A 22,340-nucleotide genomic window follows, 5' to 3' on the forward strand; every position below is an offset into this window, starting at 1 on the left:
AGTAAACATGAGATACGCATACATCGAATCAGGCGTCGTTGTTGAGGTCGCACGCGTTGACCCTTTCAGCATCTTCTTTGAAGGCTACGCATCGAAGTTTGTTGAGGTTCCTGATAACGTGGAACCCGGTTATCTATCAACGGTGGATGGTTACATCCCTGCTCCTGTCGATCTTTTGTATCCACGTTTTGTCGGAAACGAAAAGCTGGACTTGTTCACTCAGTCAGAGCAATTGGCTGTAGTGACGGCAACGATGACCGACCCCATTGTCAAGCTGCTCTATGACCGCATGATCGGCGCGGCGTACATGAGCTACGAAGACCCTGAAACAGAGCAAGGCCTGGCCCTGCTCGAATCCAAGGGCCTGCTGACGCCAGAGCGCAAAGCAGAGATCGTTGTGCAGATGCAGCCAGCGTGATCGACACCACCACAACCAAACCGCCTTCGGGCGGTTTTTTTTATGCCCAGGGAGGGCTATGAATCAACTGGAACCGACGAATGTGGCCATTGCGCTGGCAAGCGTGCTGTTTGGCCCAGCGCTAGCGGCACTGGTGGGGCCGTATGCCGTGATCCTGATCGCGTCCACAGTGGGCGCGGCATGGGCGCTTGGTCGGCGCGATCCGAGCGCTCGCCTGGGCGCGGCCGGCTACTTCCTGCGGCTCAACGTGACCGCGCTGCTGGTGACAGTTGGCCTGGCCACGTTGGCAGGTCGCTGGCTTGGCTTTGACGAAACCAACTGGATGCTGGCGCCCATCGCTCTCCTGGTGGGCGGCGTGGGCGACGACTGGCCCAAGCTGGGCCGCTGGGTCTTTGAGCGTGCCGCACGGGTGCTTGAGCGCAAAGCCAACGGTGTGGGGGGCGGCGGGGAGGGTGGTGCTCCATGACATGGCAAACCCATCAACTCCTGGCGATGCTCAATCTAGCCCTCTGCATGGGTATTGGATGGGCCTGCATTTGCCGGCTCAACTCACATGTTTGCCGGACATACAAGCTGGCGCGCGCTCGCTATGCGCTGTTGCTGGCTGGTGCCGTAGCTTCTGGCTTTCAGCCGGCTCTTTGGGGCACATGGACCTCTATTGGAGACACGATTTTCAGCGCCTGTGTGCTTGCAGGTCTTGCTATCAATGTTGTGCGGTGGCATGGCGCTGCGCATCCATCACGCAGAAAGGACGACGAATGACATACTTTGATGAATGCTTTGAGAAGCTGATCGGCCACGAAGGGGGTTATGTGAACAACCCCCGTGATCCTGGTGGAGAGACCAAATTCGGTATCAGCAAACGGGCCTATCCGTCGTTGGATATCAAAGGACTCACGCTGGCTGAAGCCAAGGCTATCTACAAGCGCGACTACTGGAATCGCGCGCACTGTGACGAACTGCCCCACGGGGTGGCGTTCGATGTGTTTGACGGGGCTGTTAACTCAGGTCCCGGACAGGCCATTCGCTGGTTGCAGCGCGCCGCTGGCGTTGCTGATGACGGAATCGTCGGTCCGCTCACGCTGGCCGCAGCGAAGCGCATGGACCCCGAGGCGCTGCAGGCGCGCTACAACGGCCAGCGCTTGGACTTCATGACGCGCCTGTCCACTTGGGAGACCTTCGGTCGGGGATGGGCCAGGCGGATTGCAGTCAATCTGCAGAGGGTGGGCACATGATCGCGCCCGAATGGCTCAAGCCTGCCGCTGCGGGCCTGCTGCTGACACTCGCGTTTGCTGCAGGCTGGTCTGTCAACGGCTGGCGGGCCGATGCCGAACTGGCCAACCGAGAAAAAGCGTGGGCCGACGCAATAGCATGGAGCAGCCAGCAGGCCCTGGAGCGCTATCAAATCATGGAGAAAACCAAAGATGACGCAATTAAAGCCGCTGAGCAGCGCGCCGCAAGCAACCGCGCTGATGCTGATCGTGCTGCCGCTACTGTTGACAGCATGCGCAAGCAACTCGCCGGTGTGCCCGCCCGCATCGCAACCGCTACCCGCGCCGCCGTCGATGAGTACGCCGCTACCGCAAGTGAGCTACTCACTGACTGCACAGCGCAATATCAGCGCGTGGCAGAGCAAGCTGATGGCCACGCAAGTGATGCAGCCCTGATACGCGATGCGTGGCCGGCAGTCAAATAGCCATCAAATAAAAAGCCTCCCCTGGTGCTGATGCGCTGGGGGAGGCTTTTTTTGTTTGTGCCGCTTATTCGTATCCGATGGGCTTGATGTTGTGCTCTAGGGCGGCGCAGGCTAGGGCCAGCCACTGCGGTAGATTGGGGTCTTTCAGATACCTCGCGTATGTGGCCCGACTGAGTCCTAACGCATTGGCAGCGGAGACATATGTGAAGTCAAGGCGCTTTTGCCAAGCCTCTAAATCACTGTTTTTCATTCTTGGCTGCTCTGTCGAGTTGCTCGAGTATCCAGGGCACCAGCTTCTTGCCTTCTGCTTGCGCGGCCTTCACGTAGCTGGTTTTTTGAGACATGGGCAGAGTGAATTGAATCGTGCCTTGCTTTTCTTCGTCTGCCATATGCCTTCCTTGGTTAGGTTCTTGTTCTGACTGCGGCAGGGATGTGGGCCATGGCCTTGTCCGCGCCGACAATGACATACGGTGTGCTTTCAGACAGCGCCCACTTGAGCGCATCTGCTGCCGCATTGCCTGCGTCCCACAGGTTTGTGTTGTAGCCAACGCGGCTACGTGGGCTTGGCCCTGTTGGGTCGCTGACGCAGTACCTGCTGCCCTTTTCTGTGATTGTGATGACGCGCATGCTGTCAGTCTTTCTGGGTCGCGGCTTGTTCGAACTGGCGCCGGATCAACTGCGATGCAACACCGTAGGCGAACGAGTACGCGGGGGCTCCTGGCTCTGCGATGTGGTCTTGCAGGATTTTGTAGGCCTTGCCCACAGCATCGCTGTAGCTGAATAGCGTGCTGCTTGCGAACAGCTCTTGCAGCTCGGGTGAGTCGTAGAATGATTGCACGGTCGTGCCCGTCACATCGAAATACTGTCGGTATTCCTTCTCGCTCGCGCGAATCACCACGAACCACAGACCGGGTTTTTCTTCTACTGGATCGCCTACGCTGTATGAACTGAGTTTTGCCATGATCTACTCCTTGTGATTGATCGCTGCCTGTGCGGCAGAAGGTAAGGGTCCGGGTTCCGCCCGGTCGGTGGACTGCTTGTTTGCGGTCCATGTGGATTAATGTAGTCTCATATTGAGACTAATGCAAGCGTTATTTTACGAGTGCAAACCCTGTGGAGGGTCAGAGCAACTCACGCTCGCGCAACTGCACAATCCCTGCATGACCGCCGAATACCACCCCAATATCTGCACAGAGTGCGGCAAGCCCATCATCCTGGGTGCTCGTGCAAAGACCTGCTCCGAGAAGTGCCGCAGAGCCCGCTTGCGTAAGCAAAAACGCTTGCTCTATGAAAAGAATCGCGGCACGGATCACTTTAAAGCGCAGCAAGCAAAAGCCGTGGCTCGTCGCAAAGAACGGCGCGCGACTGATCCCGAGTTCGATGCCCAGGCCGCAGAAGCTGGCAAGAAGGCTGTCATCAAGGCTGTAGCAAAGCGCAATGCAGACCCAGACCGCCGCGCAGATCAGCTCAAGAAAATGCGTGACTGGAAGGCTTCTGCGTCAGAAGAGCAGAAAGAAAAGATGCGGGAAGCAAACCGGCGTTGGTATGCTGAGCTGAGCCCAGAGGCCAAGGCCGCGCTGATCGCCGAGAAGTCGGAAAAGCGCCGGCAGCGCAACGCAGCTAAAAAGGCGCAGGAGCCTCAGCGGGCCTGACGCTGCTCCCGTGTCAATTTGCGCCAGTCCCATGGTGCAATCGGCTCTGAATCTCGCCACAGGCCGACGCGGCGGGCCTTAGCCTCCTGCTCGGCAAATTCATACTCACCACAGCGGGCTGTCAGGGTGTCGCCGTCTGAGATGCCGACGACGAGGCAGACAAGGATGGTTGTAAGCATAAAAGTCGGTGGTTTTTATGGGAATAAGGCTGCGAGAGCCGCGCCATAGCTACAGCCTAGACGTTTCAAATATTCCCGCAAAGCGGCTGAAACCCGCATGGATGCTCAATTGTTATGCGGACTTTTAATCCGTTGGTCGCGAGTTCGAATCTCGCAGGACCCACCAGAATACTTAAGCCGCTACAGCTTTTAAAGCTGTAGCGGCTTTTATGTTTTATTCCCGCAGTGGAAGTGTGCGTCACTTCGGGAAAGTGTGTTTAGAACCCCTTGATCGCTTGCACTCCTGTGCTGTGGTGGCGGTATTGGCACGCAATTCCGGCAGGCTTCCGTGCTTTTCCTTGTTCGGTCAGCGGACCATGCTGCTCGCCACACGGCGGTGCCCAGTGCTACAGAGCGTTCCGGCACCGCACTCGATAAATACCGTCTTTTGCAGCGCATTCTCCAGCACCTGCAGATCGCCTGCCAGCTCTCGGCAATGCGATAAATGATCACGTTTTTGACCATGAGGGTTTCGGAAAACAAAGCTCGTTGGCAGCGGGGTGGGATATGAATGGGGTAGGAAAGTGGCAATTCAACAAACACTTACAAGAGAGCGCGTGCGGCAGGATTAGCCTGAGAAAACTCCAATTTTTCAAGGAGTTACCATGAAATCCCTACTTTTAATTGCTGCAGTTGTTGGTGTGCTGGCGGGTTGCTCGATGATGCCGGAGCGGGATTCCGGGCGCATGCATGACCAACGTGCCGACCAGATGATGGGAGGCAGTGATATTCGCTATGAATGGGGGCGTGGGGCATATCAAGGCCCAGGCAGCATGCCGCAGTGGTCCGGCGGGGATGACACTTCTGGAGGCCTTGGCTGGCGCCATGATTAATCACAGCAGAACTGTATCTTGCGCAACCAGTTGGCGCACCGATGTTTCGTGCCAGGCACCTCAAGGTGCTTCTTTCAGTCACTGCACGGTCTTGTCATCCAGCCACTCGTGCAGGCCCGGGCAGATGAATTCATCGCGCTGGCGTTTGACCAGCGCTGGTGGTTCGTCGGTTTGGACATTGGGTGCGGGCAGCAGGACGCCAACGGATCGCCAGCAGGGAGTCAGGAATCGTTTTCTGCATGAGTCGTCTCCAGCTTTGCATGGAATATCGGTGTAGCGCTTATTGGAACGGCGCTGGAGGCTATCAAATTTGATGATTCAAAGAGGTCAGGCCTCAAGCGTGAGAGATCAGCATGGCCGCGCCGACCAGGCAGAAGAGGGCGAAGCCGACTAGAAGCCACTGAGCTTTCAGTCTGCGGCCTGAATTGGGGATTGGTAAGTACAGGGCTTGGGTACGTGGTGGTGCATGCGATCCGATGAGCAAAGAAAAGCCCGCGAGCGGTTGCTGCGGGCTTGAATAAAGAACCGATGCCCTTTTGAGGAATGCCAGGGGAAGTGATTGAGAGGGAGGGAGGAGATTCCCTGGCTCGGTTTGAAAAGATGGATGCTGTTGTACACCATTTGGCATGACCACGGTTCGTCGTCGACGCGCTGGCCGCGCTGAAGATCGTAATTGCCGCTTGCCCTGGATTATTTCAGGGCTCAAATGTTTGTCTGAGTGGTCATGGCTGATGGTTCTGCTCTATCGCAGCGAGCATGGGCGCATGTTTGGGTGGTTGAAAATGTCTTACAAATTGGCCGCGGGTATTTTTTGCTCGAGGCTTAGATTTGAAACGTCTACCAACTAGAGAGAAAACTATGAAAAAACTGATTGCCTTTGCTGCCGCAGCGCTGATGCTGACTGGCTGCGTCATTGCGCCCCCGTATTACGATAACGGGCGTGGGCATGGCCGCGGCAACGGCCAAGGTCAGGATTACGACGATGGCGGCTATCACTGCCCTCCAGGTCAGGCCAAGAAAGGTCGCTGCTGATCAGATCAGCGACATCGTCGTTGTTCGCATCCCATCCAAAAAACAAAGCGTCCTTGATTGAGGGCGCTTTTGTTTTTGGCCCCGCACTTGGCGCCTATGGCAGCAGCGGGTGGTTGCCGCGACGGATAAGACCTAGAAAGGCGGGTTAATTAAAGTCAGGCAAAACCAGCCTGTTGGAGATGCAGGCAAAAAAGCCCGCACTATGCAAGCTGTCTCAGATTGCGGTTTAACAACCAAAGGAGGAGCATTCAGGTATCACGCACTTCAAGGAGAGCGGCGATGTCTACCTTCATGTTGCAACTGGTTGGTCTGTGGATCGTGATGGTGCTCGTGGCCTTGGTGATCTACGAGGTCAGGGACGATTGGCAGGCGTAAAAAGGCCCATCCCTTGTTTTGCCGGGCCATATTCGGTTGGGTTGGGTGTTTTGTATTGTGTGGAGCACCATGGAGTCGAGTCCGGCGGAAATGGCTGTTCGGGCAATGCACCCCACATCTTCGCTTGGAATCGTCCTAGTCAGGTAGCCGTTGAGCGGCCATAGCAAGCACTTGCCGTTGCGCAGCTTTGCCTCCATGTCGCTTGGCCTAGTTTGGCTGCCCCGTGCCTGAACGCGTCCAGCTTCATGATCTCCGATCAAGGGTGAAATATTCCTGTCACATGGGCGAGGCATGATGCATATCGCTGGGTTCTGGTTGTAGCACTGAAAGATGGCTTGACCCCTGGCGCCAATTCCAGAGCCCCTGCCGAGATGGTGGGGGCTTTTTCATTGCCGGGTGGCCCAAAGTGAAAAGTATCCCCTTCTCGACGGGGTAGCGATCCACATGTAGTGGGGGTGTGGGGCATTTCCCAAGGCCGTCGCGGAGCATGGGCTTGAAAGGGCGGCAAGGCCTTTGTGGGAGCCCGGTGGTAAAATGGCGCGATAAATCTGCTGGATCCGCGTTGAGGCTGGATTGTGAAATGGATGCTGAGTCCGTTGGTTGCGAGCTTGAGTTTCGCAGGACCCGCTAGATGACAGGCGCTGCAGCTCTTGATGCTGTAGCGCTTTTTCGTTTATCTCTTTGTTGTTCGCTTTGGCTCCAGGTGAGCCTGAACGATGAGGTTGCGCTTGCTGATGGAGTGGCGGAGCCGCCCTCTGTGTGAACCTGGCGCTAGTGCTGCTGGAAAAATCAAATGAACTCAACCGATTCTGTGAGCCCCGCGCAAACGACCACCCCCAAGGTCGGCTTCGTGTCGCTGGGCTGTCCCAAGGCCTTGACCGATTCCGAGCTGATCCTGACCCAGCTCAGCGCCGAGGGTTACCAGACCTCCAAGACCTTTGAAGGCGCGGATCTGGTGATCGTCAATACCTGCGGCTTTATCGACGATGCCGTCAAGGAAAGCCTGGACACGATTGGCGAGGCTCTGGCCGCCAATGGCAAGGTGATCGTGACCGGTTGCCTGGGCGCCAAGGCTGGCAAAGAGGGCGGCAGCAGCATGGTGGCCGAAGTGCATCCCAGCGTGCTGGCTGTGACCGGCCCCCATGCCACGCAGGAGGTGATGGACGCGGTGCACACCCACCTGCCCAAGCCGCACGACCCGTTTGTCGATCTGGTGCCCGGCAGCTTTGGCGATGCCGGCATCAAGCTCACGCCCAAGCACTATGCGTATCTGAAGATCTCCGAAGGCTGTAACCACCGCTGCACCTTCTGCATCATTCCCAGCATGCGTGGCGATCTGGTGTCGCGTCCGATTGGCGATGTGCTCAAGGAAGCCAAGGCGCTGTTTGAGGGCGGTGTCAAGGAGCTGCTGGTGATCAGCCAGGACACTTCCGCCTATGGCGTGGACATCAAGTACCGCACGGGTTTCTGGGATGGCAAGCCCGTCAAGACCCGCATGCTGGAGCTGGCCGAGGAGCTGGGCAATCTGGCCAAGCAACACGGCGCCTGGGTGCGCCTGCACTATGTGTATCCCTACCCCACGGTGGACAATGTTCTGCCGCTGATGGCCGAAGGCAAGATCCTGCCCTACCTCGACGTGCCGCTGCAGCACAGCCATCCCGATGTCTTGAAGCGCATGAAGCGCCCTGCCTCGGGCGAGAAGAACCTGGATCGCATCCGAGAGTGGCGCAAGATCTGCCCCGAATTGGTGATTCGCTCCACCTTCATTGCCGGCTTCCCTGGCGAGACCGAAGAAGAGTTCGAGCACCTGCTGAACTTCATCCGTGAAGCCGAGATCGATCGCGCCGGCTGCTTTGCCTATAGCCCCGTCGAAGGCGCTACCGCCAACGATCTGCCAGGCATGCTGCCCGAGGAAGTGCGCGAGGCACGCCGTGCCCGTTTCATGGAAGTGGCGGAAGAGGTTTCCACCGCACGCCTGCAGCGCCGCGTGGGTCAGGTGATGAAGGTCATCGTCGACAAGGCCGTGAGTCTGGGCAAGAAGGGTGGCATTGGCCGTACCTATGCCGATGCGCCAGAGATTGACGGCGTGGTGCATATCCAGCCGCCTGAAAAGGCCAGCAAGACCTACAAGGTGGGCGAGTTGATCAGCGTGCGCATCGTGGGCACGCAAGGTCATGACCTGGTGGGTGTGCCGGTTTGATGACTGGTTAAAAAGTGAGCTGCTGGCGCTTGCTCCGATTCGGTCTCAGGGATTAAAAGCCCTAAGATCAAGGCGTATCAAGCGCAAGCAGCTATCACTTTTCTGTGAGGTGGATATGAAAAAGGCTTCCCTAGGGAAGCCTTTTTGCATGGTGCGCAGCCGTCAAGGCTGCAGCGCCATTACACGCGCTTGCGGTATTCGCCGGTGCGAGTGTCGATTTCGATCTTGTCTTCTTGGGACACGAACAGGGGCACGGCCACTTCGAAGCCGGTAGCGATCTTGGCGGGCTTGAGCACCTTGCCGGATGTGTCGCCCTTGACGGCGGGCTCGGTCCAGGTGATTTCGCGCACGATGGTGGTGGGCAGTTCGACGGAGATGGCCTTGCCGTCGTAGAACACCACTTCGGCAGTCATGCCGTCTTCCAGGTAGTTCAGTGCGTCAGCCATGTTTTCGGCTTCGACTTCATACTGGTTGAACTCTTCGTCCATCCACACGTACATGGGGTCGGCGAAGTAGGAGTAGGTGCAATCCTTCTTGTCCAGGATCACGTTGTCGATCTTGTCGTCGGCCTTGAACACGTTTTCCGTGCCGAAATTGCCGATCAGGCTCTTGAGCTTCATGCGCACGGTAGCAGCGCCACGGCCGCCACGAGCGTATTCGGTCTTCAGAACGATCATGGGGTCCTTGCCGAACATGATCACATTGCCTGCGCGGATTTCTTGAGCGATTTTCATGGCTTGCTTGCGTTTGAAAGGTTGGAGCCGCTCTACACGGCAGGCAAGCTGTTCGCAATGGTTGCGCGGAGCAACGCATCAAAAGTGCGGCGGCGGGGCCTGCCGCGTGTACCGCGGCGGGGCGCGACCCTGAAGGCTTGACCGTCCGGCTGACCAGTCGCGAAGCCCTCAGAGAGGCAAAACGTCGATTTTAGCTTTTTTCGGCGACAAAAGCTTGAAGCTGCGCAATCAGCTCGGTTTGTTCCATCAATCTGGCTTGCCCAGCCCTGATGCAGCGGGTCCATTCATCAAGCATTTCGCGTGTGAGCAAAGGCAATGTTTGCGGTGCGGTCATGCCATTCCAGGCGTGGTGAAAGCGCCTGAGGCTGTCCGGGGCCTGGAGCCAGTCGAGAAAGGCATTCAGCTTGTCGTGATGGGCGTTGTCATGCTGGGGGTAGATATGCCAGACCATGGGCTGGCCCGCCCAGAGCGCGCGTACCAGCGAATCTTCCCCGCGCACCAGGTTCAGGTCGCAGCCCCAGAGCATTTCATCGAACTGGGGCTGAGGGCAGGGCTGCAGATACTGCGCTGGCAACTGTGCAGTTGGCGGCAATGTCTGCATGGCAGCCGTGGCCCGGCCTGGCGTGACCAGCAGGCGGGGCTTGAGATCGTTGGGTGCCACCAGTTGGTCGAGCAATTGGGGCAGGGCGGCTGGCTCGTAACAGAACAGCGAGATGCCGCACTCACCAGGCTGTACGCCATGGCGGGTGCGCCACTGCGGGCGGACTGCGGCGAAATCCTGCTGACGTTGGCTCAGGTCCTGTTCACGGACCAGCGAACCTGTGGCGCTGGTAAAACCTGGATAGAAAAACCAGCGCGTCAGCCCTGACGCCGGGCCGCTCATGATGCGAGATGGCAGGCGGTGGCAGCGCTCCACATAGTCCTCGGCAGACAGGTATTCAAGATTGATCCAGACCGGTGGCTGGCCTTGCGCGGCCTTGGCTGCGATGGCGCTGACAAAGGGGCTGGGAATCTCGCAGCCAAAGGCCTCGATCACCACATCGCCGATGGAAGCAGGCACATCCGCAGCTTGCGCAGGCCAGTCATGCACGCTGAGGCCCCGAGGCCAGGGCTGTGGGGCCATCCATTGCAGGGCGCTGGCGTCGTCCATCCACAGACGCACGTTCTGGCCGCGTGCGACCAGTTCTGCAGCCGTGCGCCAGCACACGCCCACATCGCCAAAGTTGTCGATGACCTGGCAAAAAATATCCCAGCTCAGTGGCGGATGCGAAGCAGCATCGGGGGCTTCTGGCAGCGGTACAAAATCCAGCATGGTGTCGGTTCTTCAGATATTTTTCAGAGGTTCGTCGGGCTGACACAGATGCTCGGCCAGCAATTGGGCCACGGGCGAGAGAGAGTCTTGCGAACGAACGCACAGCATGAGCTGGCGATCAGCCCAGCTTTCATCCAGGCGTATGCAGTGCAGCGGCAGTGTGCCCATGTAGATGCGTGCGCTGCCTTCGGGAAGAATGCCCAGCCCCAGGCCTGCGGCGACCATCAGGCATAGCGCGTCATAGCCGGTGACCTTCATGCGCAAACGTGGCTGCAGGCCTTGGTCGGCAGCCGAGCGGGTGATCAGATGGTTGAGCGCGCTGTCGGCATGCATGCCTATCAGGTCATGCTCCACGACCTGCTCCAGCTTCAGGCTGCGCTTGCGTGCCAACGGGTGCGATTGCGGCACGACCACTGCCAGCCGGTCACATCGGTAGGGGCGCAGAGTGACCCGGCTGCCATAGCTGCCGCGGTTGAGCAGTCCGATATCTGCCTCGTTGTCGGCTACGGCGCGCGCGATATCGGTGCTCACGCGCTCCTGCAGGCGCACATCCACATGGGGGTGTTGGTTCATAAAGCTTTGCAACTGCGCGGGAAGAAACTGCGTGATGCTGGAAATATTGGCCATCACCCGCACATGGCCGCGCAGGCCTTGTTCGCCGCCCTGGGCGTAGTCCCGCATCTGGGTGGCGATGCCGTCCATCTCGTTGAGCACGCCGCGCGCCATGTTCAGCAGTGCATAGGCGGCGGCCGTGGGCTGACTGCCCCGGTTGCTGCGGGTGAACAGCTCCACCTGCAGCTGCTCTTCCAGCTCGGCCAGGCGGCGGCTGGCGGCAGAAGGCGCAATGTGCTCGCGTGCAGCGGCACGCGCGATGGCGCTTTCCTCCATCACGGCCACAAACAGGCGCAGGGTGATCGGGTCCAGTTTCATGAGGGCGCCATTATCGGTCCAGCTATGCCCAAATGCGATGGCAGCGTCGCAGATCAGCGTTTTGCAGGAATTTCCTTACAGGGCAATATGGGCAAAAAGCCGCTTTCCTGAAGCTGGTCAACGCAAAGCGGCAAAGCAAGACAGGCATCAAGAGACAAGCATGACGACGATGAATATCAAAGACCCCGCCACGCAGATCGCCACACCGCGCGCGCTGGAAGGGGTGAAAGTGGTGGAGATGGGCCAGCTGATTGCCGGCCCCTTCTGTGGCAAGACCCTGGGCGAGTTTGGTGCCGATGTCATCAAGATCGAGGCGCCCGGCGCCGGCGATCCGCTGCGCAACTGGCGTCTGATCAAGGAGGGCACCTCTGTCTGGTGGCAGGTGCAGTCGCGCAACAAGCGCTCCGTCGCTCTCGATCTGCGTCAGAGCGATGCCCAGGGTATTGCCCGCAAGCTGATTGCCGAGGCCGACGTGCTGGTCGAGAACTTTCGCCCCGGCACGCTGGAGGGCTGGGGCATGTCGCCCGAGGAGCTGCACGCCATCAACCCCGGACTGGTGATTCTGCGCATCTCGGGCTATGGCCAGACCGGCCCCTATCGCGATCTGCCGGGCTTTGGCGTGATCGGCGAAGCCATGGGCGGGCTGCGCCATCTGACGGCCGAGCCGGGCCGGGTGCCGGTGCGCGTGGGCGTGTCGATCGGCGATACGCTGGCGGCCCTGCACGGCGTGATCGGCGTGATGATGGCTCTGTACCACCGCAAGGTGAACGGCGGCCCGGGCCAGGTGATCGACGTGGCCCTGCATGAGGCCGTGTTCAACATCATGGAGAGTCTGATTCCCGAGTACAGCGCCTTTGGCGCCGTGCGCGAGGCTGCCGGCAGTGCGCTGCCGGGCATTGCCCCCTCGAATGCCTACCCCTGCCAGGATGGCTGGGTGCTGGTGGCGGGCAATGGCGACTCCATCTTCAAGCGACTCATGACGGCCATCGGCCGCCAGGATCTGGCCGATGCGCCCGATCTGGCCGACAACGCGGGCCGCGTGCAGCGCGTGGCCGAGATCGATGCCGCGATTGGCGCCTGGACGCAGGTGCGCAGCGTGCAGGCGGTGATGGACGAGCTGGGCGCGGCACGCGTGCCGGCCGGCAAGGTCTACACGGCCAAGGATATTGCCGAGGACCCGCATTACCAGGCACGCGAGATGATTCTGACCCAGCGCACCCGCGATGGTTTCGAGCTTCAGGTGCCCGGCGTGGTGCCCAAGTTGTCGTTGACGCCGGGCACCGTGCGCAGCAGTGCTCCCCATGTGGGCGACGATACCGATGCCGTGCTGGCCGAGATAGGTCTGAGCGCCGAGCAGGTCGCCCAGTTGCGCGAGAAAGGCATCATCCAATGAGCGCCGTGAATTCTTGCAATAACGTCTGGAATGGTGCGGGCCGCCGCATCCATATGAACGAAGTCGGCACGCGCGACGGTCTGCAGATGGAGCAGGCCTTTGTGCCCACCGAGGACAAGATCGCGATGGTCAATGCGCTGTCCGAGGCAGGACTGTCCAAGATCGAAGTCACGGCCTTTGTCTCGCCCAAGGCCATTCCGGCCCTGCGCGATGGCGAGATCGTGATGCGCGAGATCGTGCGCCGGCCGGGCACGATCTACACGGCGCTGGTGCCCAATGTGCGCGGCGCGGAGCGTGCGATCGATGCGCAGACCGACGAACTCAATCTGGTGATGTCGGTCAGCGAAACGCATAACCTGTGCAATCTGCGCATGCAGCGCAGCCAGTCGTTTGAGGCGCTAAGGCAGGTGATCGCCACGGCGCAGCAGGCGGCAACGCCCGTCAACGTATCGCTTTCCTGCTGCTTTGGTTGCCCCATGGAGGGCGATGTGGCCGAGGCCGAAGTGCTGGCCTGGGTGCAGCGCTTTGCCGATCTGGGCGTGCAGGGCATCACGCTGTGCGACACCACGGGCATGGCCTATCCCAGTCAGGTGCATTCCATGGTCCAGGCCTTCAAGGCGCGCTGGCCGCAGATGGGCCTGACCCTGCATTTCCACAATACGCGCGGCATGGCTCTGGCCAATGTGCTGGCCTCCATAGCTGCGGGGGCGGATCGCTTTGATGCGTCGATTGGCGGGCTGGGCGGCTGCCCCTATGCGCCGGGCGCCTCGGGCAATGCCTGCACCGAAGAGATCGTGCATGCGCTGCAGCTCATGGGCTATGACACGGGCACAGACCTGGCCCGGATTGTGGCGGCTGCTCGCAGCCTGCCGGCACTGATAGGCCACGAGACGCCCAGCCAGATCGTCAAGGCCGGTGCGCGCTGGGACCGGCACCAGCCGCCAGCCGATTTTTCAGAAATCAAGGAACGCGCTCTGGCCAAGGTCTGAGGCAGATTTTTTTGATGACAACTGCATCAGCTCTTTCGGGGGAAGGGGCTGGCGCAGAACAACAGCCAACAACTTACGCAAATTCGGATCCGGTGCGGTGTTTGGTCGATACTGGTAACGGTACAAATGCCCGCTGTGCATCCTTGTTTGCGGAAGTCCATATTCCAACAAGGAGACAAACATGAACATTCAACGTCAACGCGTTCACCTGCTGCTGGCCACCACGGCTGCGGCTTTGGGCTTTGCATGCGGACCTGCGGCCGCGCAAGGAAGCTATCCCAGTAAAACCGTGCTGATGATCGTGCCTGCTGCTGCGGGCGGCACCACCGATCTGGCCGGCCGCATGGCCGCACAGGCGCTGGCTCCGGTGCTCGGGCAATCGGTGGTGGTGGACAACAAGGGCGGTGGCAACGGCGCCATTGCCGCCAATCTGGTCAAGCGCGCGGATGCCGACGGCTATACGCTGCTGATGCAGTACTCGGGCTACCACGTGATCTCGCCCCATCTGGTCAAGGCCAGGAGCTGGGAGCAGAGCGACTTTGTACCCGTGGCCAATGTGCTGTCGGCCCCGCAGATCATCGTCGTGCGCTCGGAACTGCCGGTGAAGACGCTGGCCGAGCTGGTGGCATATGCCAAGGCCAATCCTGGCAGGCTCAACTTTGCATCGTCGGGCAATGGCTCGCTGCAGCATGTGACGGGCGCCATGCTGGAGCAGCAGGCCGGCGTGAAGATGGTGCATGTGCCCTACAAGGGCACGGGCCCTGCGCTGCAGGACCTGCTGGGCGGCCAGGTGGACCTGACCTTTGGCACGGCGCCGCCGTTCATGCCCCATGTGCAAAGCGGCAAGCTGCGCGTGCTGGCCGTGACGGGCAAGCAGCGCCTGCCCAGCCTGCCCAATGTGCCGACCACGGCCGAGGCCGGCTACCCAGGCGTGAACGCTACTTCCTGGTTTGCCGTGTTCGCACCCAAGGCCACACCCCAGCCCGTGATCGACAAGCTGACTGCCGACATCAAAAAAGTGGTGGAGGACCCCGCCTTCAGGAAAAAGGCCGAAGAGCAGGGTGCCACGGCAGACTATATGAATCCGCAGCAACTGGGCGCCATGGTCAAGACCGAGTACACCAGCTGGTCCCAGGTGGTGAAGTCGTCCAGGATAGAAGCGGAGTAAGTCCCTCCGGGTGCGCAGGCAGCCTGGCGCTGCGCGCTTTGTGATTCATGATGGTTGCTCTCGAATCCGGAGCTGGTAGCGCATGGTGAATAGGGTTTTCAAGTATTTAGATACTTGAAATTCAAGAAACTCAGGCGCTACCAGCTCCTTTTTTGAAAGCGCATGATGGCTTCCAAGGACTTGCTTGCGTCCGTTGTTGAAGCTGCACACAAGCGCAGACAATAGCTTCATGTCTGACATGCACTCCGCTGAACTGCTGGCCCAAGTGGCCGCCTTGCCGCCACTGCCCGGTGTTTACCGCTACTTTGATGCGGTCGGGACTTTGCTTTACGTGGGCAAGGCCATCAACCTCAAACGCCGTGTCTCCAGCTACTTTCAGAAGGATCATGGAGGCACGCGCATAGGCCATATGGTCAGCAAGATCGTGCGCATGGAGACCACGGTGGTGCGCTCCGAGGCCGAGGCGCTGCTGCTGGAAAACAACCTCATCAAGACCCAGCACCCCAAGTACAACATCCTGTTCCGGGATGACAAAAGCTACCCTTATCTCAAGATGACCGGTGTGGCCCACAGGGATGGAAAAGAGGGCGAGCCGCCGTTTCAGGAGTTTCCGCGCATTGCCTATTACCGCGGCGCGGTGGACAAGAAGCATCGCTACTTCGGCCCCTATCCCAGTGCCTGGGCCGTGAAGGAAAGCATGCAGCTGCTGCAGAAAGTCTTTCGCCTGCGCACCTGCGAAGACACGGTCTATGCCAACCGCAGCCGCCCCTGTCTGCTCTATCAGATCAAGCGCTGCAGCGGTCCCTGTGTGGATCTGATCTCGCCCGAGGCCTATGCGCTCGACGTGCGCAATGCCGAGGCCATGCTGCGCGGCGAAACCAGCGAGCTGCTCAAGCAGCTGGAACAGCGCATGCTGGCCCATTCCGAAAAGCTCGAGTTCGAGCAGGCGGCCGAAGTGCGCAACCAGATCACGGCGCTATCGCGCGTGCTGCACCAGCAGGCCATCGAGACCACGGACGACAAGGACGTGGATATCCTGGCAGTCAAGGTGCATGGCGGCCGCGCCTGCGTGAATCTGGCCATGGTGCGCGGTGGCCGTCATCTGGGAGACAGGCCTTATTTCCCGGCCAATCTGGGGGATGCGGCATCGGTCTATTCCAGCGAGGAAGAGGTCGACGCCGCCGCTGCTGCCAAGCCGGTGGAGGAGCTGGTGCTCGAAGCCTTTGTGGCCCAGCACTATGTGGGCGTGGCCGTGCCGCCCACCTTGATCGTCAGCCATGCGGTTGACAAGAAACTGATCGCACTGCTGACCGAGCAATCCGGCGTGCGCATCACCGCCGTGCAGCAGCCGCGCGAGCAGCGCCGCATCTGGCTGGAGATGGCGCAAAAGAATGCCGACATCCAGCTGGCTCGTCTGCTGGCCGAAGAGGGCTCGCAACAGGCGCGCACGCGTGCGCTGGCCGAGGCGCTAGATCTGCCGGTCGAGAATCTGGACGAGCTGACCATCGAATGCTTCGACATCTCGCACACCAGTGGCGAAAACACCAAGGCTTCCTGCGTCGTTTTCCACCATCACAAGATGCAGAGCAGCGACTATCGCCGCTTCAATATCGAAGGCATTACCGGTGGCGACGACTATGCGGCCATGCGTCAGGTGCTCACGCGCCGCTACAAACCCGTGGCCGATGCGCAGCGCGAAGCGGGTGGTGCCGAGTTGACCGGCAAGCAGCCACATCTGCCCGATCTGGTGCTGGTTGACGGCGGCAAAGGTCAGGTCAGCATGGCACGCGAAGTATTTGCCGAGCTGGGCCTTGATCTGTCGCGTATCGTGGGCGTGGAAAAAGGCGAAGGCCGCAAGGTTGGTCTGGAAGAGCTGGTCTTTGCCGATGGGCGCGAGAAAGTCTATCTGGGCCACGACTCCGCGGCGCTGATGTTGGTGGCCCAGATTCGCGACGAGGCGCACCGCTTTGCCATCACCGGCATGCGCGCAGCCCGCGCCAAGGTGCGCACGGGCAGTAGCAGCCTGGAGGAAATTCCAGGAGTAGGCCCCAAAAAGCGCGCCCGTCTGCTGCAGCGATTTGGTGGAGTGCGTGGCGTGCAGGAAGCCAGCGTCGATGATCTGATGACGGTGGACGGGATCTCGGCCACACTGGCCGATGAGATCTACCGGGCCCTGCACTGAGGTGCTGCGAGAACGGGCCAAAGAGCGAGTCCACAACAGTGCCGCGCGCACATGACACAATAACGCCCATGTTTTTCACCATCCCAACTGTGCTGACCTTGACGCGGATCGTAGCGATACCGCTCATCGTCGGGGTGTTTTACGCGCCGCTCGACCAACACACTCGCAACCTCATCGCTACCGTGATGTTCATGGTGTTTGCCGCAACGGACTGGTTTGACGGCTATTTGGCCCGCAGGCTCAACCAGACATCGGCCTTCGGCGCGTTTCTGGACCCGGTGGCCGACAAGTTTCTGGTCTGCGCCTCGCTGCTGGTACTGGTTCATCTGCAACGCGCCGACGTGTTTGTGGCGCTGATCATCATCGGACGCGAGATTGCAATTTCGGCACTGCGTGAATGGATGGCTCAGATCGGTGCCAGCAAGAGCGTGGCCGTGCACATGATAGGCAAGGCCAAGACCATGGCGCAGATGGTGGCCATCCCCTTTTTGCTCTATGACGGAGTGGCGTTCGGGGTGATAGATACCGGAGTCTGGGGGCAGTGGCTGATCTGGATGGCTGCGGTGCTGACGGTCTGGTCCATGGTCTACTACCTGCAAAAGGCCTTGCCGGAAATTCGGGCCAGGCTCTGAGGTTGGGTCTCTTGCATAAAAAAGCGCTTGTTTATCAAGCGCTTTTTTGCTGTCTGGTGGAGATCGCGCAGCGCTTTGGGACGGGTCGATTGGGATGCAGGTTTTGTCAACCCTTGTCAATCCGTGAAGCCGGCAGATCATGATCGTTTAAAAAAGCCAACGTCAAGCCCTAAATCCGCGTGAAAACCGCATAGAATCTGCCTTTGTCGCTGGGATGCGCAGCGTGATCGACACTGAGAACTGCAGCTCAGGTTTGTGGGGAAGCCCGAAGCCTGTTCGCTGACTTGATGTTTGTCGCGGCTGATTCTGCCTGTGCAAGGTTTGCGTACATACAGAGACATTCCATTCACTTATTTCTCGAGAGGCATCTTGTGAATAAAACCGAACTGATTGAGCACATCGCTAACAACGCCGATATTTCCAAGGCCGCTGCTGCGCGTGCACTGGATTCCACAATCGACGCAGTGAAGAAAACACTGAAAAAAGGTGGTACAGTATCGCTTGTTGGTTTTGGCACATTTGCCGTCGGCAAGCGTGCAGCCCGTACCGGTCGTAACCCCCGTACCGGCGCAACCATCAAGATCAAGGCAGCCAAGGTGCCAAAATTCCGTCCGGGCAAAGCATTGAAAGATGCTTTGAACTGACAAAAAATTTAAGTGGGTCCTTAGCTCAGTTGGTAGAGCGGCTCCTTTACACGGAGTAGGTCGGCGGTTCGAGACCGTCAGGACCCACCACTAAAAACTAAAGAAAAAGGGCTTAGAGAAATCTAAGCCCTTTCTCTTTTTTAGCTCACAAAGTCGAAAAGCTCGCCGCTACCAAGCGATAAATCCCGCTTGTCAGTTCGTCAAAGAGCCGTCTGGCAAAGTTGGTCGGCAAAAACAAAGCAGGCTCTGCGGGAGCGAATCCCGCAAGGCCTCAACGGTAGAAAAGTCAGAAGCGGAACGTAGCGCCGATGATCGGGCCGCTTTGGCTGAAATCAAGTCGTTTGCCATCCTCGCGATAGTCGACGCTCAGGTGACGATAGCCCAGGGACAGATGGATATTGTCTTTCACCTGGTAGTTCACGGAACCATGGATCTGCCAGGTGAATTTGGAGCCCAGGCTCAAGCCACCCATATCGGCATACAGCAGGGTGGACCAGCGCGGTGCGAGGTCGTAGCGCCAGCGTGCGGCGACGATGGGGTCGACGAATGAGGTATTGGATCGGGCGGAGATCAGCCCTGGAACTTGGACTTCGGCCTTGATCTGCCAGAGCCGAAGACCTGCCATCAGGTCAACGCTTGACTGGGGGCTTGGCATCCAGTTGTGTCCACCGGTCAGAGTCAGGGAAGTCTGGCGTACTTTGCTATGGGCACTCTGCCCCAAGGGTAGCGCGGCCTTGTCGGATGTGGAGGCGTGACTGAAGTCACCCTGAAGGATGTACCGCCCCTTGCGCGCTGTGCCGTTGATAAAGGCCGCCATGTCGAGGTCGTCCAAGACATCCGAAAACGACTTGTTCACATGGGCTGTAGGGGCTCCTTTGAATGGGCGTATATGTCCATCGAGGCCCGTCATCCATACATATGGCGTGAACTGAAATCTCCAGCCGTCTGCTGCGGCATTTTCTGTGCTCTGTGCCAGAGCCTGTGAGCCGGTCAGCAGGCAGGCGGCGAGCATGGCAATGGTCTTGCCCAGTTGCGCATTCATGTGGTGCTTCATTGATCCCTCTTTACAGCGTGTTCTTGTAGACCTTGCCATCCTTCATGATCAGGCGCAGGTTTTGTTCTGGATTGATCAGGAAATCCAGGTTTCTGGATGGGTCGCCATCGGCGACCAGAATGTCGGCCAAGGCTCCGGGGGCGATGCGGCCCAGCGGCTGCGGATAGGGATTGCGCTCGCTGGACAGAGCAAGCAGTTCGCCATTCGTGGCGGTTGCCTGTTGCAGCAGCGTCAGCGGGTCATAAAACCGGGTTAGCTTGGCCAATTGCTTGCCTTGGGTTGCGGGGCCTTTGGGATTGAACAGCACATCGGTACCCCAGCCGGTCTTGATGCCGTGTTTTTGCGCCATCTCGTAGGCTTTGACTGTGCCCTGTGCGACCCTGGACTGGCTTTCGCGGCGCGCGGCATCGGGGTAGACATTGCTGTCCTCGTCCTGCAGAAACGGCTGCAGACTCCACCAGACACCCTCATCGCGCATCATGCGCACGCATTCCTCATCGGCCAGCTGGCCATGTTCTATGCTTTTGACGCCTGCCTTGATAGCCCGCTTGATGCCCTTGGGGGTGTACACATGGGCCATCACATAGGTATTCCAGTCGGCTGCGGCTTCCACGCCTGCACGCAACTCCTTTTCGGTGAACTGGGTGCTGTCCAGCGGGTCGTACAGCGATGCCACACCACCGCCCGCCAGCATCTTGATTTGCGAGGCGCCCAGCATCAACTGTTCGCGCACGCGGCGCAGTACCTCGGCTTCGCCATCGGCGATCATGGCCACGCCTGTCAGCTCCACCTGGCTCAGTGGCTCGTTGGCTGCACGTGGAATATCGCTGCGCAGCCTAAAGTCGCCATGCCCCGAGGTTTGCGAAATCATGGCTCCACTGGGGTAGATGCGTGGACCCGGGATCATGCCTTCATCAATGGCGCGCTTGAGTGCAAAGGCCGGGCCGCCGGCATCACGTACCGAGGTGAAGCCGCGCATCAGGGTGCGTTGCGCTTCCTGTGCCGCTGCCAGATATAGGTAGCCGAGGTCGGCTGTCATGGCGGTAGTCTGCGGTATGGCGGCCAGCATGGTGTGCCAGTGGGTGTCGATCAGGCCAGGCATCACCAGCTTGCCCTGGCAGTCGATGACCAGGGCACCTTCCACGGTTTCTGCCGTGGAGGGCAGTGCGGCAATCTGTTTCCCTTGGATCAGCACCTGTACGCCTTGGCGCGCAGGCTTGCCGGAGCCATCAAACAAGCGCAGATTGGTCAACAAGGTTGGGCGCTCCGCATGCTGGGGCAGGCCCGGGTTGGCTTCGGCGGCTTGCAGGCCCACAAACGGCGCCATCATGGCAGCGGTGCCGCCCACGAACATGCGGCGTGACATATCGCTCATGACACGTTCATGGAGCAACTGGCACAGCACGCTGCCACAGTTGCACGATCTGGGACGAATAGACCCGGTTTTCCATGTCAGGCCTGTGTCGGCTGCGATTGCGTTGCTCATCGGCACTCTAACCTTTCCAAAATCGACAAAGAAATGTCTGGCTTCAATGTGACAAATTGACCCATTCGCTCACAATTTGATGCAGGGATGCTACACGACGAGGCCATGAAAAACGCCCCGGCGCCAAGTGGCGCAGGGGCGTGGCGGCTTGGTTGGCGATGGCTTATTCGGCGCGATGTACCAGCACGGGGATGCTGCTATTGGTCAGCACCTTCTGGGTTTCGCTGCCCAGCAAAATGCCGCTCAGGCCTTTGCGACCATGAGAGGCCATGCAGATCAGATCGCACTGAGCATCCTTGGCCTGCTTGATGATGGCTTCGCTGACCGATGCATTGGTTACACGCACAGCATTGAAGGGCACGCCTTCTGCCTTGGCAAGCTCCTCGGCGAAATGCAGCACCGTATCGGCTTCGGCCTGGGCGCTTTTTTCAAACTCCGTTGCGTCATAGGCAATCATTGCGCGTGATCCGTAGATCAGAGCCTGGTAGTCCGCCATCACGAACAAGGCCGTTACCTGCGCGCCTTGTTCCTTGGCTAACTGAATGCCGGTGCGGACCGCCGCTTCAGAAAGTTTCGAGCCATCTGTAGGGATGAGTACATGCTTGAACATATCCAGCCTCCATGCGCCAAACCGGGCGCGTTGCTTGCAAAAATCCGAATCGGGCTGGGGACATATTCCCACTGCTAGAGGTGGGAGACAAGGGCTGGCACACAAGAACTCCATCGGTTTTTGATGGAAATCAATCTTGGGTGATTACCTATAAAAATGCCCTCTAATCATTGGAGGGCAAGCGCTGAAAGCTATCAAAGAATCTTGAGCGCATATTCTTGTGAATATCGCCCGGGTTTTGGATAGATAGTGCAATCGATTGGCGGCAGAAGGCTCCGGTGTCGCGGCTGGGTATTGCGTATGGGCCGGGGCGTATGGGCCGGGGGCCGGAGGCCTGTTTGGAGCGTATGCGCCAATCTTTCAATTGCCGGGTTCGAGCGAGATTGTGAAGCGCGCGCTTTCGCCTCTCTGGACAGCTTCGCGAGTGAGAAAAACTCGAACTCGGTAAGCGGTATCGGATTCAACGCGGAAGGTGCAGCTGTGAGGGGAAGCCTGGTTCAGACACAGAGCATCTGTAGAGTCGCCCTTGATGACCGACATGTGGCTGTTGGGATTGTTGGTGTGGAGCGTGACAGTCAGTTGCTGCAGTGCGTGAGTGTCCAGCCCGTATTGAGCGACGCCGTTGCCCGTGATCTGACCGCTATAGGTGTTTGTGGTGCTGCTCGCAAAGGATTGCGAGCTGCTTGTCTGAGCCATCGCGCAGCCTCCACTGAGGGTGCCAAAAAGTCCGGCGGCGGCCAACAGCGGCGTTAGGCGTTTCATGCGACTCTCCTGGCTGTGTT

At 59.2% G+C, this 22,340-nt stretch carries 24 protein-coding genes and 1 tRNA gene; 16 read left to right on the forward strand and 9 right to left on the reverse strand.

What is annotated here, in order from left to right; genetic code table 11:
• The first annotated feature begins 7 nt into the window (after positions 1-7).
• From QMY55_RS08650 to QMY55_RS08670, 5 genes are read left to right on the forward strand one after another with little or no spacing between them, the layout of a single operon-like run.
• Positions 8-418, forward strand: coding sequence for a hypothetical protein (locus tag QMY55_RS08650; protein WP_283488218.1), 411 nt, complete (start codon positions 8-10; stop codon positions 416-418).
• Positions 419-476: 58 nt separating this feature from the next.
• Positions 477-884, forward strand: coding sequence for a hypothetical protein (locus QMY55_RS08655; protein ID WP_283488219.1), 408 nt, complete (start codon positions 477-479; stop codon positions 882-884).
• On the forward strand, positions 881-1,180 hold the full coding sequence (locus QMY55_RS08660; RefSeq protein WP_283488220.1) for a hypothetical protein: 300 nt from the start codon (positions 881-883) through the stop codon (positions 1,178-1,180). The genes QMY55_RS08655 and QMY55_RS08660 overlap by 4 nt, the downstream gene beginning before the upstream one ends.
• Positions 1,177-1,653: a glycoside hydrolase family 108 protein gene (locus QMY55_RS08665; protein ID WP_283488221.1), complete on the forward strand. Its 477-nt coding sequence runs from the start codon at positions 1,177-1,179 to the stop codon at positions 1,651-1,653. Before QMY55_RS08660 ends, QMY55_RS08665 begins: the two co-directional genes overlap by 4 nt.
• A complete protein-coding gene (locus tag QMY55_RS08670; RefSeq protein ID WP_283488222.1) occupies positions 1,650-2,114 on the forward strand; it encodes a hypothetical protein in 465 nt (154 codons plus the stop codon). Before QMY55_RS08665 ends, QMY55_RS08670 begins: the two co-directional genes overlap by 4 nt.
• A gap of 236 nt (positions 2,115-2,350) precedes the next feature.
• On the opposite strand, the gene QMY55_RS08675 is transcribed toward QMY55_RS08670, so the two are convergent.
• Complete coding sequence (locus QMY55_RS08675) at positions 2,351-2,503, reverse strand: hypothetical protein (protein ID WP_283488223.1); 153 nt, start codon at positions 2,501-2,503, stop codon at positions 2,351-2,353.
• Between the two features lie 242 nt (positions 2,504-2,745).
• A complete protein-coding gene (locus QMY55_RS08680) occupies positions 2,746-3,075 on the reverse strand; it encodes a hypothetical protein (RefSeq protein ID WP_283488224.1) in 330 nt (109 codons plus the stop codon).
• A 199-nt stretch (positions 3,076-3,274) separates the two neighbouring features.
• Here QMY55_RS08680 and QMY55_RS08685 point away from each other — a divergent pair, with 199 nt between their 5' ends.
• From QMY55_RS08685 to rimO, 4 genes are all read left to right on the forward strand, one after another.
• Positions 3,275-3,766, forward strand: coding sequence for a hypothetical protein (locus QMY55_RS08685; protein ID WP_283488225.1), 492 nt, complete (start codon positions 3,275-3,277; stop codon positions 3,764-3,766).
• Between the two features lie 823 nt (positions 3,767-4,589).
• Positions 4,590-4,817: a hypothetical protein gene (locus QMY55_RS08690; RefSeq protein WP_283488226.1), complete on the forward strand. Its 228-nt coding sequence runs from the start codon at positions 4,590-4,592 to the stop codon at positions 4,815-4,817.
• Positions 4,818-5,675: 858 nt separating this feature from the next.
• On the forward strand, positions 5,676-5,849 hold the full coding sequence (locus tag QMY55_RS08695; RefSeq protein ID WP_283488227.1) for a hypothetical protein: 174 nt from the start codon (positions 5,676-5,678) through the stop codon (positions 5,847-5,849).
• A 1,168-nt stretch (positions 5,850-7,017) separates the two neighbouring features.
• Positions 7,018-8,424, forward strand: coding sequence for a 30S ribosomal protein S12 methylthiotransferase RimO (gene rimO / locus QMY55_RS08700; protein WP_283488228.1), 1,407 nt, complete (start codon positions 7,018-7,020; stop codon positions 8,422-8,424).
• 179 nt (positions 8,425-8,603) lie between these two features.
• On the opposite strand, the gene efp is transcribed toward rimO, so the two are convergent.
• The 3 genes from efp to QMY55_RS08715 all read right to left on the reverse strand — a co-directional run bounded on the left by efp (position 8,604) and on the right by QMY55_RS08715 (position 11,400).
• Positions 8,604-9,158, reverse strand: coding sequence for an elongation factor P (gene efp / locus QMY55_RS08705; RefSeq protein WP_003056627.1), 555 nt, complete (start codon positions 9,156-9,158; stop codon positions 8,604-8,606).
• A 190-nt stretch (positions 9,159-9,348) separates the two neighbouring features.
• Positions 9,349-10,470, reverse strand: a complete 1,122-nt coding sequence (gene earP / locus QMY55_RS08710) for an elongation factor P maturation arginine rhamnosyltransferase EarP (protein WP_283488229.1) — start codon at positions 10,468-10,470, stop codon at positions 9,349-9,351.
• Between the two features lie 12 nt (positions 10,471-10,482).
• Positions 10,483-11,400 (reverse strand): LysR family transcriptional regulator, encoded by a 918-nt coding sequence (locus QMY55_RS08715; RefSeq protein WP_283488230.1) that lies wholly within the window; start codon positions 11,398-11,400, stop codon positions 10,483-10,485.
• 160 nt (positions 11,401-11,560) lie between these two features.
• Between QMY55_RS08715 and QMY55_RS08720 the strand changes: the two genes are divergently transcribed.
• The 7 genes from QMY55_RS08720 (at position 11,561) to QMY55_RS08750 (ending at position 18,498) form a co-directional block, all read left to right on the forward strand.
• Positions 11,561-12,793, forward strand: a complete 1,233-nt coding sequence (locus QMY55_RS08720) for a CaiB/BaiF CoA transferase family protein (protein ID WP_283488231.1) — start codon at positions 11,561-11,563, stop codon at positions 12,791-12,793.
• A gap of 53 nt (positions 12,794-12,846) precedes the next feature.
• On the forward strand, positions 12,847-13,782 hold the full coding sequence (locus QMY55_RS08725; RefSeq protein WP_407650687.1) for a hydroxymethylglutaryl-CoA lyase: 936 nt from the start codon (positions 12,847-12,849) through the stop codon (positions 13,780-13,782).
• Between the two features lie 181 nt (positions 13,783-13,963).
• On the forward strand, positions 13,964-14,950 hold the full coding sequence (locus QMY55_RS08730; RefSeq protein WP_283488233.1) for a Bug family tripartite tricarboxylate transporter substrate binding protein: 987 nt from the start codon (positions 13,964-13,966) through the stop codon (positions 14,948-14,950).
• Positions 14,951-15,179: 229 nt separating this feature from the next.
• Positions 15,180-17,132, forward strand: coding sequence for an excinuclease ABC subunit UvrC (gene uvrC / locus QMY55_RS08735; RefSeq protein WP_283488234.1), 1,953 nt, complete (start codon positions 15,180-15,182; stop codon positions 17,130-17,132).
• 68 nt (positions 17,133-17,200) lie between these two features.
• Complete coding sequence (gene pgsA / locus QMY55_RS08740) at positions 17,201-17,764, forward strand: CDP-diacylglycerol--glycerol-3-phosphate 3-phosphatidyltransferase (RefSeq protein WP_283488235.1); 564 nt, start codon at positions 17,201-17,203, stop codon at positions 17,762-17,764.
• 371 nt (positions 17,765-18,135) lie between these two features.
• Positions 18,136-18,408, forward strand: coding sequence for an HU family DNA-binding protein (locus QMY55_RS08745; RefSeq protein ID WP_218243206.1), 273 nt, complete (start codon positions 18,136-18,138; stop codon positions 18,406-18,408).
• 14 nt (positions 18,409-18,422) lie between these two features.
• Positions 18,423-18,498 (forward strand) — tRNA-Val (locus QMY55_RS08750).
• A gap of 196 nt (positions 18,499-18,694) precedes the next feature.
• Here the strand turns inward: QMY55_RS08750 and QMY55_RS08755 are convergent.
• The 4 genes from QMY55_RS08755 to QMY55_RS08770 form a co-directional block, all read right to left on the reverse strand.
• Positions 18,695-19,450, reverse strand: coding sequence for a porin family protein (locus QMY55_RS08755; protein WP_283488236.1), 756 nt, complete (start codon positions 19,448-19,450; stop codon positions 18,695-18,697).
• A 22-nt stretch (positions 19,451-19,472) separates the two neighbouring features.
• Positions 19,473-20,948: a metal-dependent hydrolase family protein gene (locus tag QMY55_RS08760; protein WP_283488237.1), complete on the reverse strand. Its 1,476-nt coding sequence runs from the start codon at positions 20,946-20,948 to the stop codon at positions 19,473-19,475.
• A 163-nt stretch (positions 20,949-21,111) separates the two neighbouring features.
• Positions 21,112-21,558, reverse strand: a complete 447-nt coding sequence (locus QMY55_RS08765; protein ID WP_283488238.1) for a universal stress protein — start codon at positions 21,556-21,558, stop codon at positions 21,112-21,114.
• 360 nt (positions 21,559-21,918) lie between these two features.
• The gene (locus QMY55_RS08770) at positions 21,919-22,320 is read right to left on the reverse strand and encodes a DNA breaking-rejoining protein (RefSeq protein WP_283488239.1); all 402 of its coding nucleotides are present in this window, start codon (positions 22,318-22,320) and stop codon (positions 21,919-21,921) included.
• Positions 22,321-22,340 lie beyond the last annotated feature (20 nt).

It is taken from the genome of Comamonas resistens (genome assembly GCF_030064165.1).
Lineage (GTDB): Bacteria > Pseudomonadota > Gammaproteobacteria > Burkholderiales > Burkholderiaceae_C > Comamonas > Comamonas resistens.

Bases quoted from the DNA above. Each gene is read 5' to 3' on its own strand.
- uvrC (WP_283488234.1), top strand. From the start codon at position 15,180: ATGTCTGACATGCACTCCGCTGAACTGCTGGCCCAAGTGGCCGCCTTG.
- QMY55_RS08660 (WP_283488220.1), top strand. From the start codon at position 881: ATGACATGGCAAACCCATCAACTCCTGGCGATGCTCAATCTAGCCCTC.
- QMY55_RS08665 (WP_283488221.1), top strand. From the start codon at position 1,177: ATGACATACTTTGATGAATGCTTTGAGAAGCTGATCGGCCACGAAGGG.
- QMY55_RS08730 (WP_283488233.1), top strand. From the start codon at position 13,964: ATGAACATTCAACGTCAACGCGTTCACCTGCTGCTGGCCACCACGGCT.
- QMY55_RS08650 (WP_283488218.1), top strand. From the start codon at position 8: ATGAGATACGCATACATCGAATCAGGCGTCGTTGTTGAGGTCGCACGC.
- QMY55_RS08680 (WP_283488224.1), bottom strand. From the start codon at position 3,075: ATGGCAAAACTCAGTTCATACAGCGTAGGCGATCCAGTAGAAGAAAAA.
- earP (WP_283488229.1), bottom strand. From the start codon at position 10,470: ATGCTGGATTTTGTACCGCTGCCAGAAGCCCCCGATGCTGCTTCGCAT.
- QMY55_RS08725 (WP_407650687.1), top strand. From the start codon at position 12,847: ATGAACGAAGTCGGCACGCGCGACGGTCTGCAGATGGAGCAGGCCTTT.
- rimO (WP_283488228.1), top strand. From the start codon at position 7,018: ATGAACTCAACCGATTCTGTGAGCCCCGCGCAAACGACCACCCCCAAG.
- QMY55_RS08765 (WP_283488238.1), bottom strand. From the start codon at position 21,558: ATGTTCAAGCATGTACTCATCCCTACAGATGGCTCGAAACTTTCTGAA.
- efp (WP_003056627.1), bottom strand. From the start codon at position 9,158: ATGAAAATCGCTCAAGAAATCCGCGCAGGCAATGTGATCATGTTCGGC.
- QMY55_RS08755 (WP_283488236.1), bottom strand. From the start codon at position 19,450: ATGAATGCGCAACTGGGCAAGACCATTGCCATGCTCGCCGCCTGCCTG.
- pgsA (WP_283488235.1), top strand. From the start codon at position 17,201: ATGTTTTTCACCATCCCAACTGTGCTGACCTTGACGCGGATCGTAGCG.
- QMY55_RS08670 (WP_283488222.1), top strand. From the start codon at position 1,650: ATGATCGCGCCCGAATGGCTCAAGCCTGCCGCTGCGGGCCTGCTGCTG.
- QMY55_RS08715 (WP_283488230.1), bottom strand. From the start codon at position 11,400: ATGAAACTGGACCCGATCACCCTGCGCCTGTTTGTGGCCGTGATGGAG.
- QMY55_RS08770 (WP_283488239.1), bottom strand. From the start codon at position 22,320: ATGAAACGCCTAACGCCGCTGTTGGCCGCCGCCGGACTTTTTGGCACC.
- QMY55_RS08690 (WP_283488226.1), top strand. From the start codon at position 4,590: ATGAAATCCCTACTTTTAATTGCTGCAGTTGTTGGTGTGCTGGCGGGT.
- QMY55_RS08675 (WP_283488223.1), bottom strand. From the start codon at position 2,503: ATGGCAGACGAAGAAAAGCAAGGCACGATTCAATTCACTCTGCCCATG.
- QMY55_RS08655 (WP_283488219.1), top strand. From the start codon at position 477: ATGAATCAACTGGAACCGACGAATGTGGCCATTGCGCTGGCAAGCGTG.
- QMY55_RS08695 (WP_283488227.1), top strand. From the start codon at position 5,676: ATGAAAAAACTGATTGCCTTTGCTGCCGCAGCGCTGATGCTGACTGGC.
- QMY55_RS08720 (WP_283488231.1), top strand. From the start codon at position 11,561: ATGACGACGATGAATATCAAAGACCCCGCCACGCAGATCGCCACACCG.
- QMY55_RS08685 (WP_283488225.1), top strand. From the start codon at position 3,275: ATGACCGCCGAATACCACCCCAATATCTGCACAGAGTGCGGCAAGCCC.
- QMY55_RS08760 (WP_283488237.1), bottom strand. From the start codon at position 20,948: ATGAGCAACGCAATCGCAGCCGACACAGGCCTGACATGGAAAACCGGG.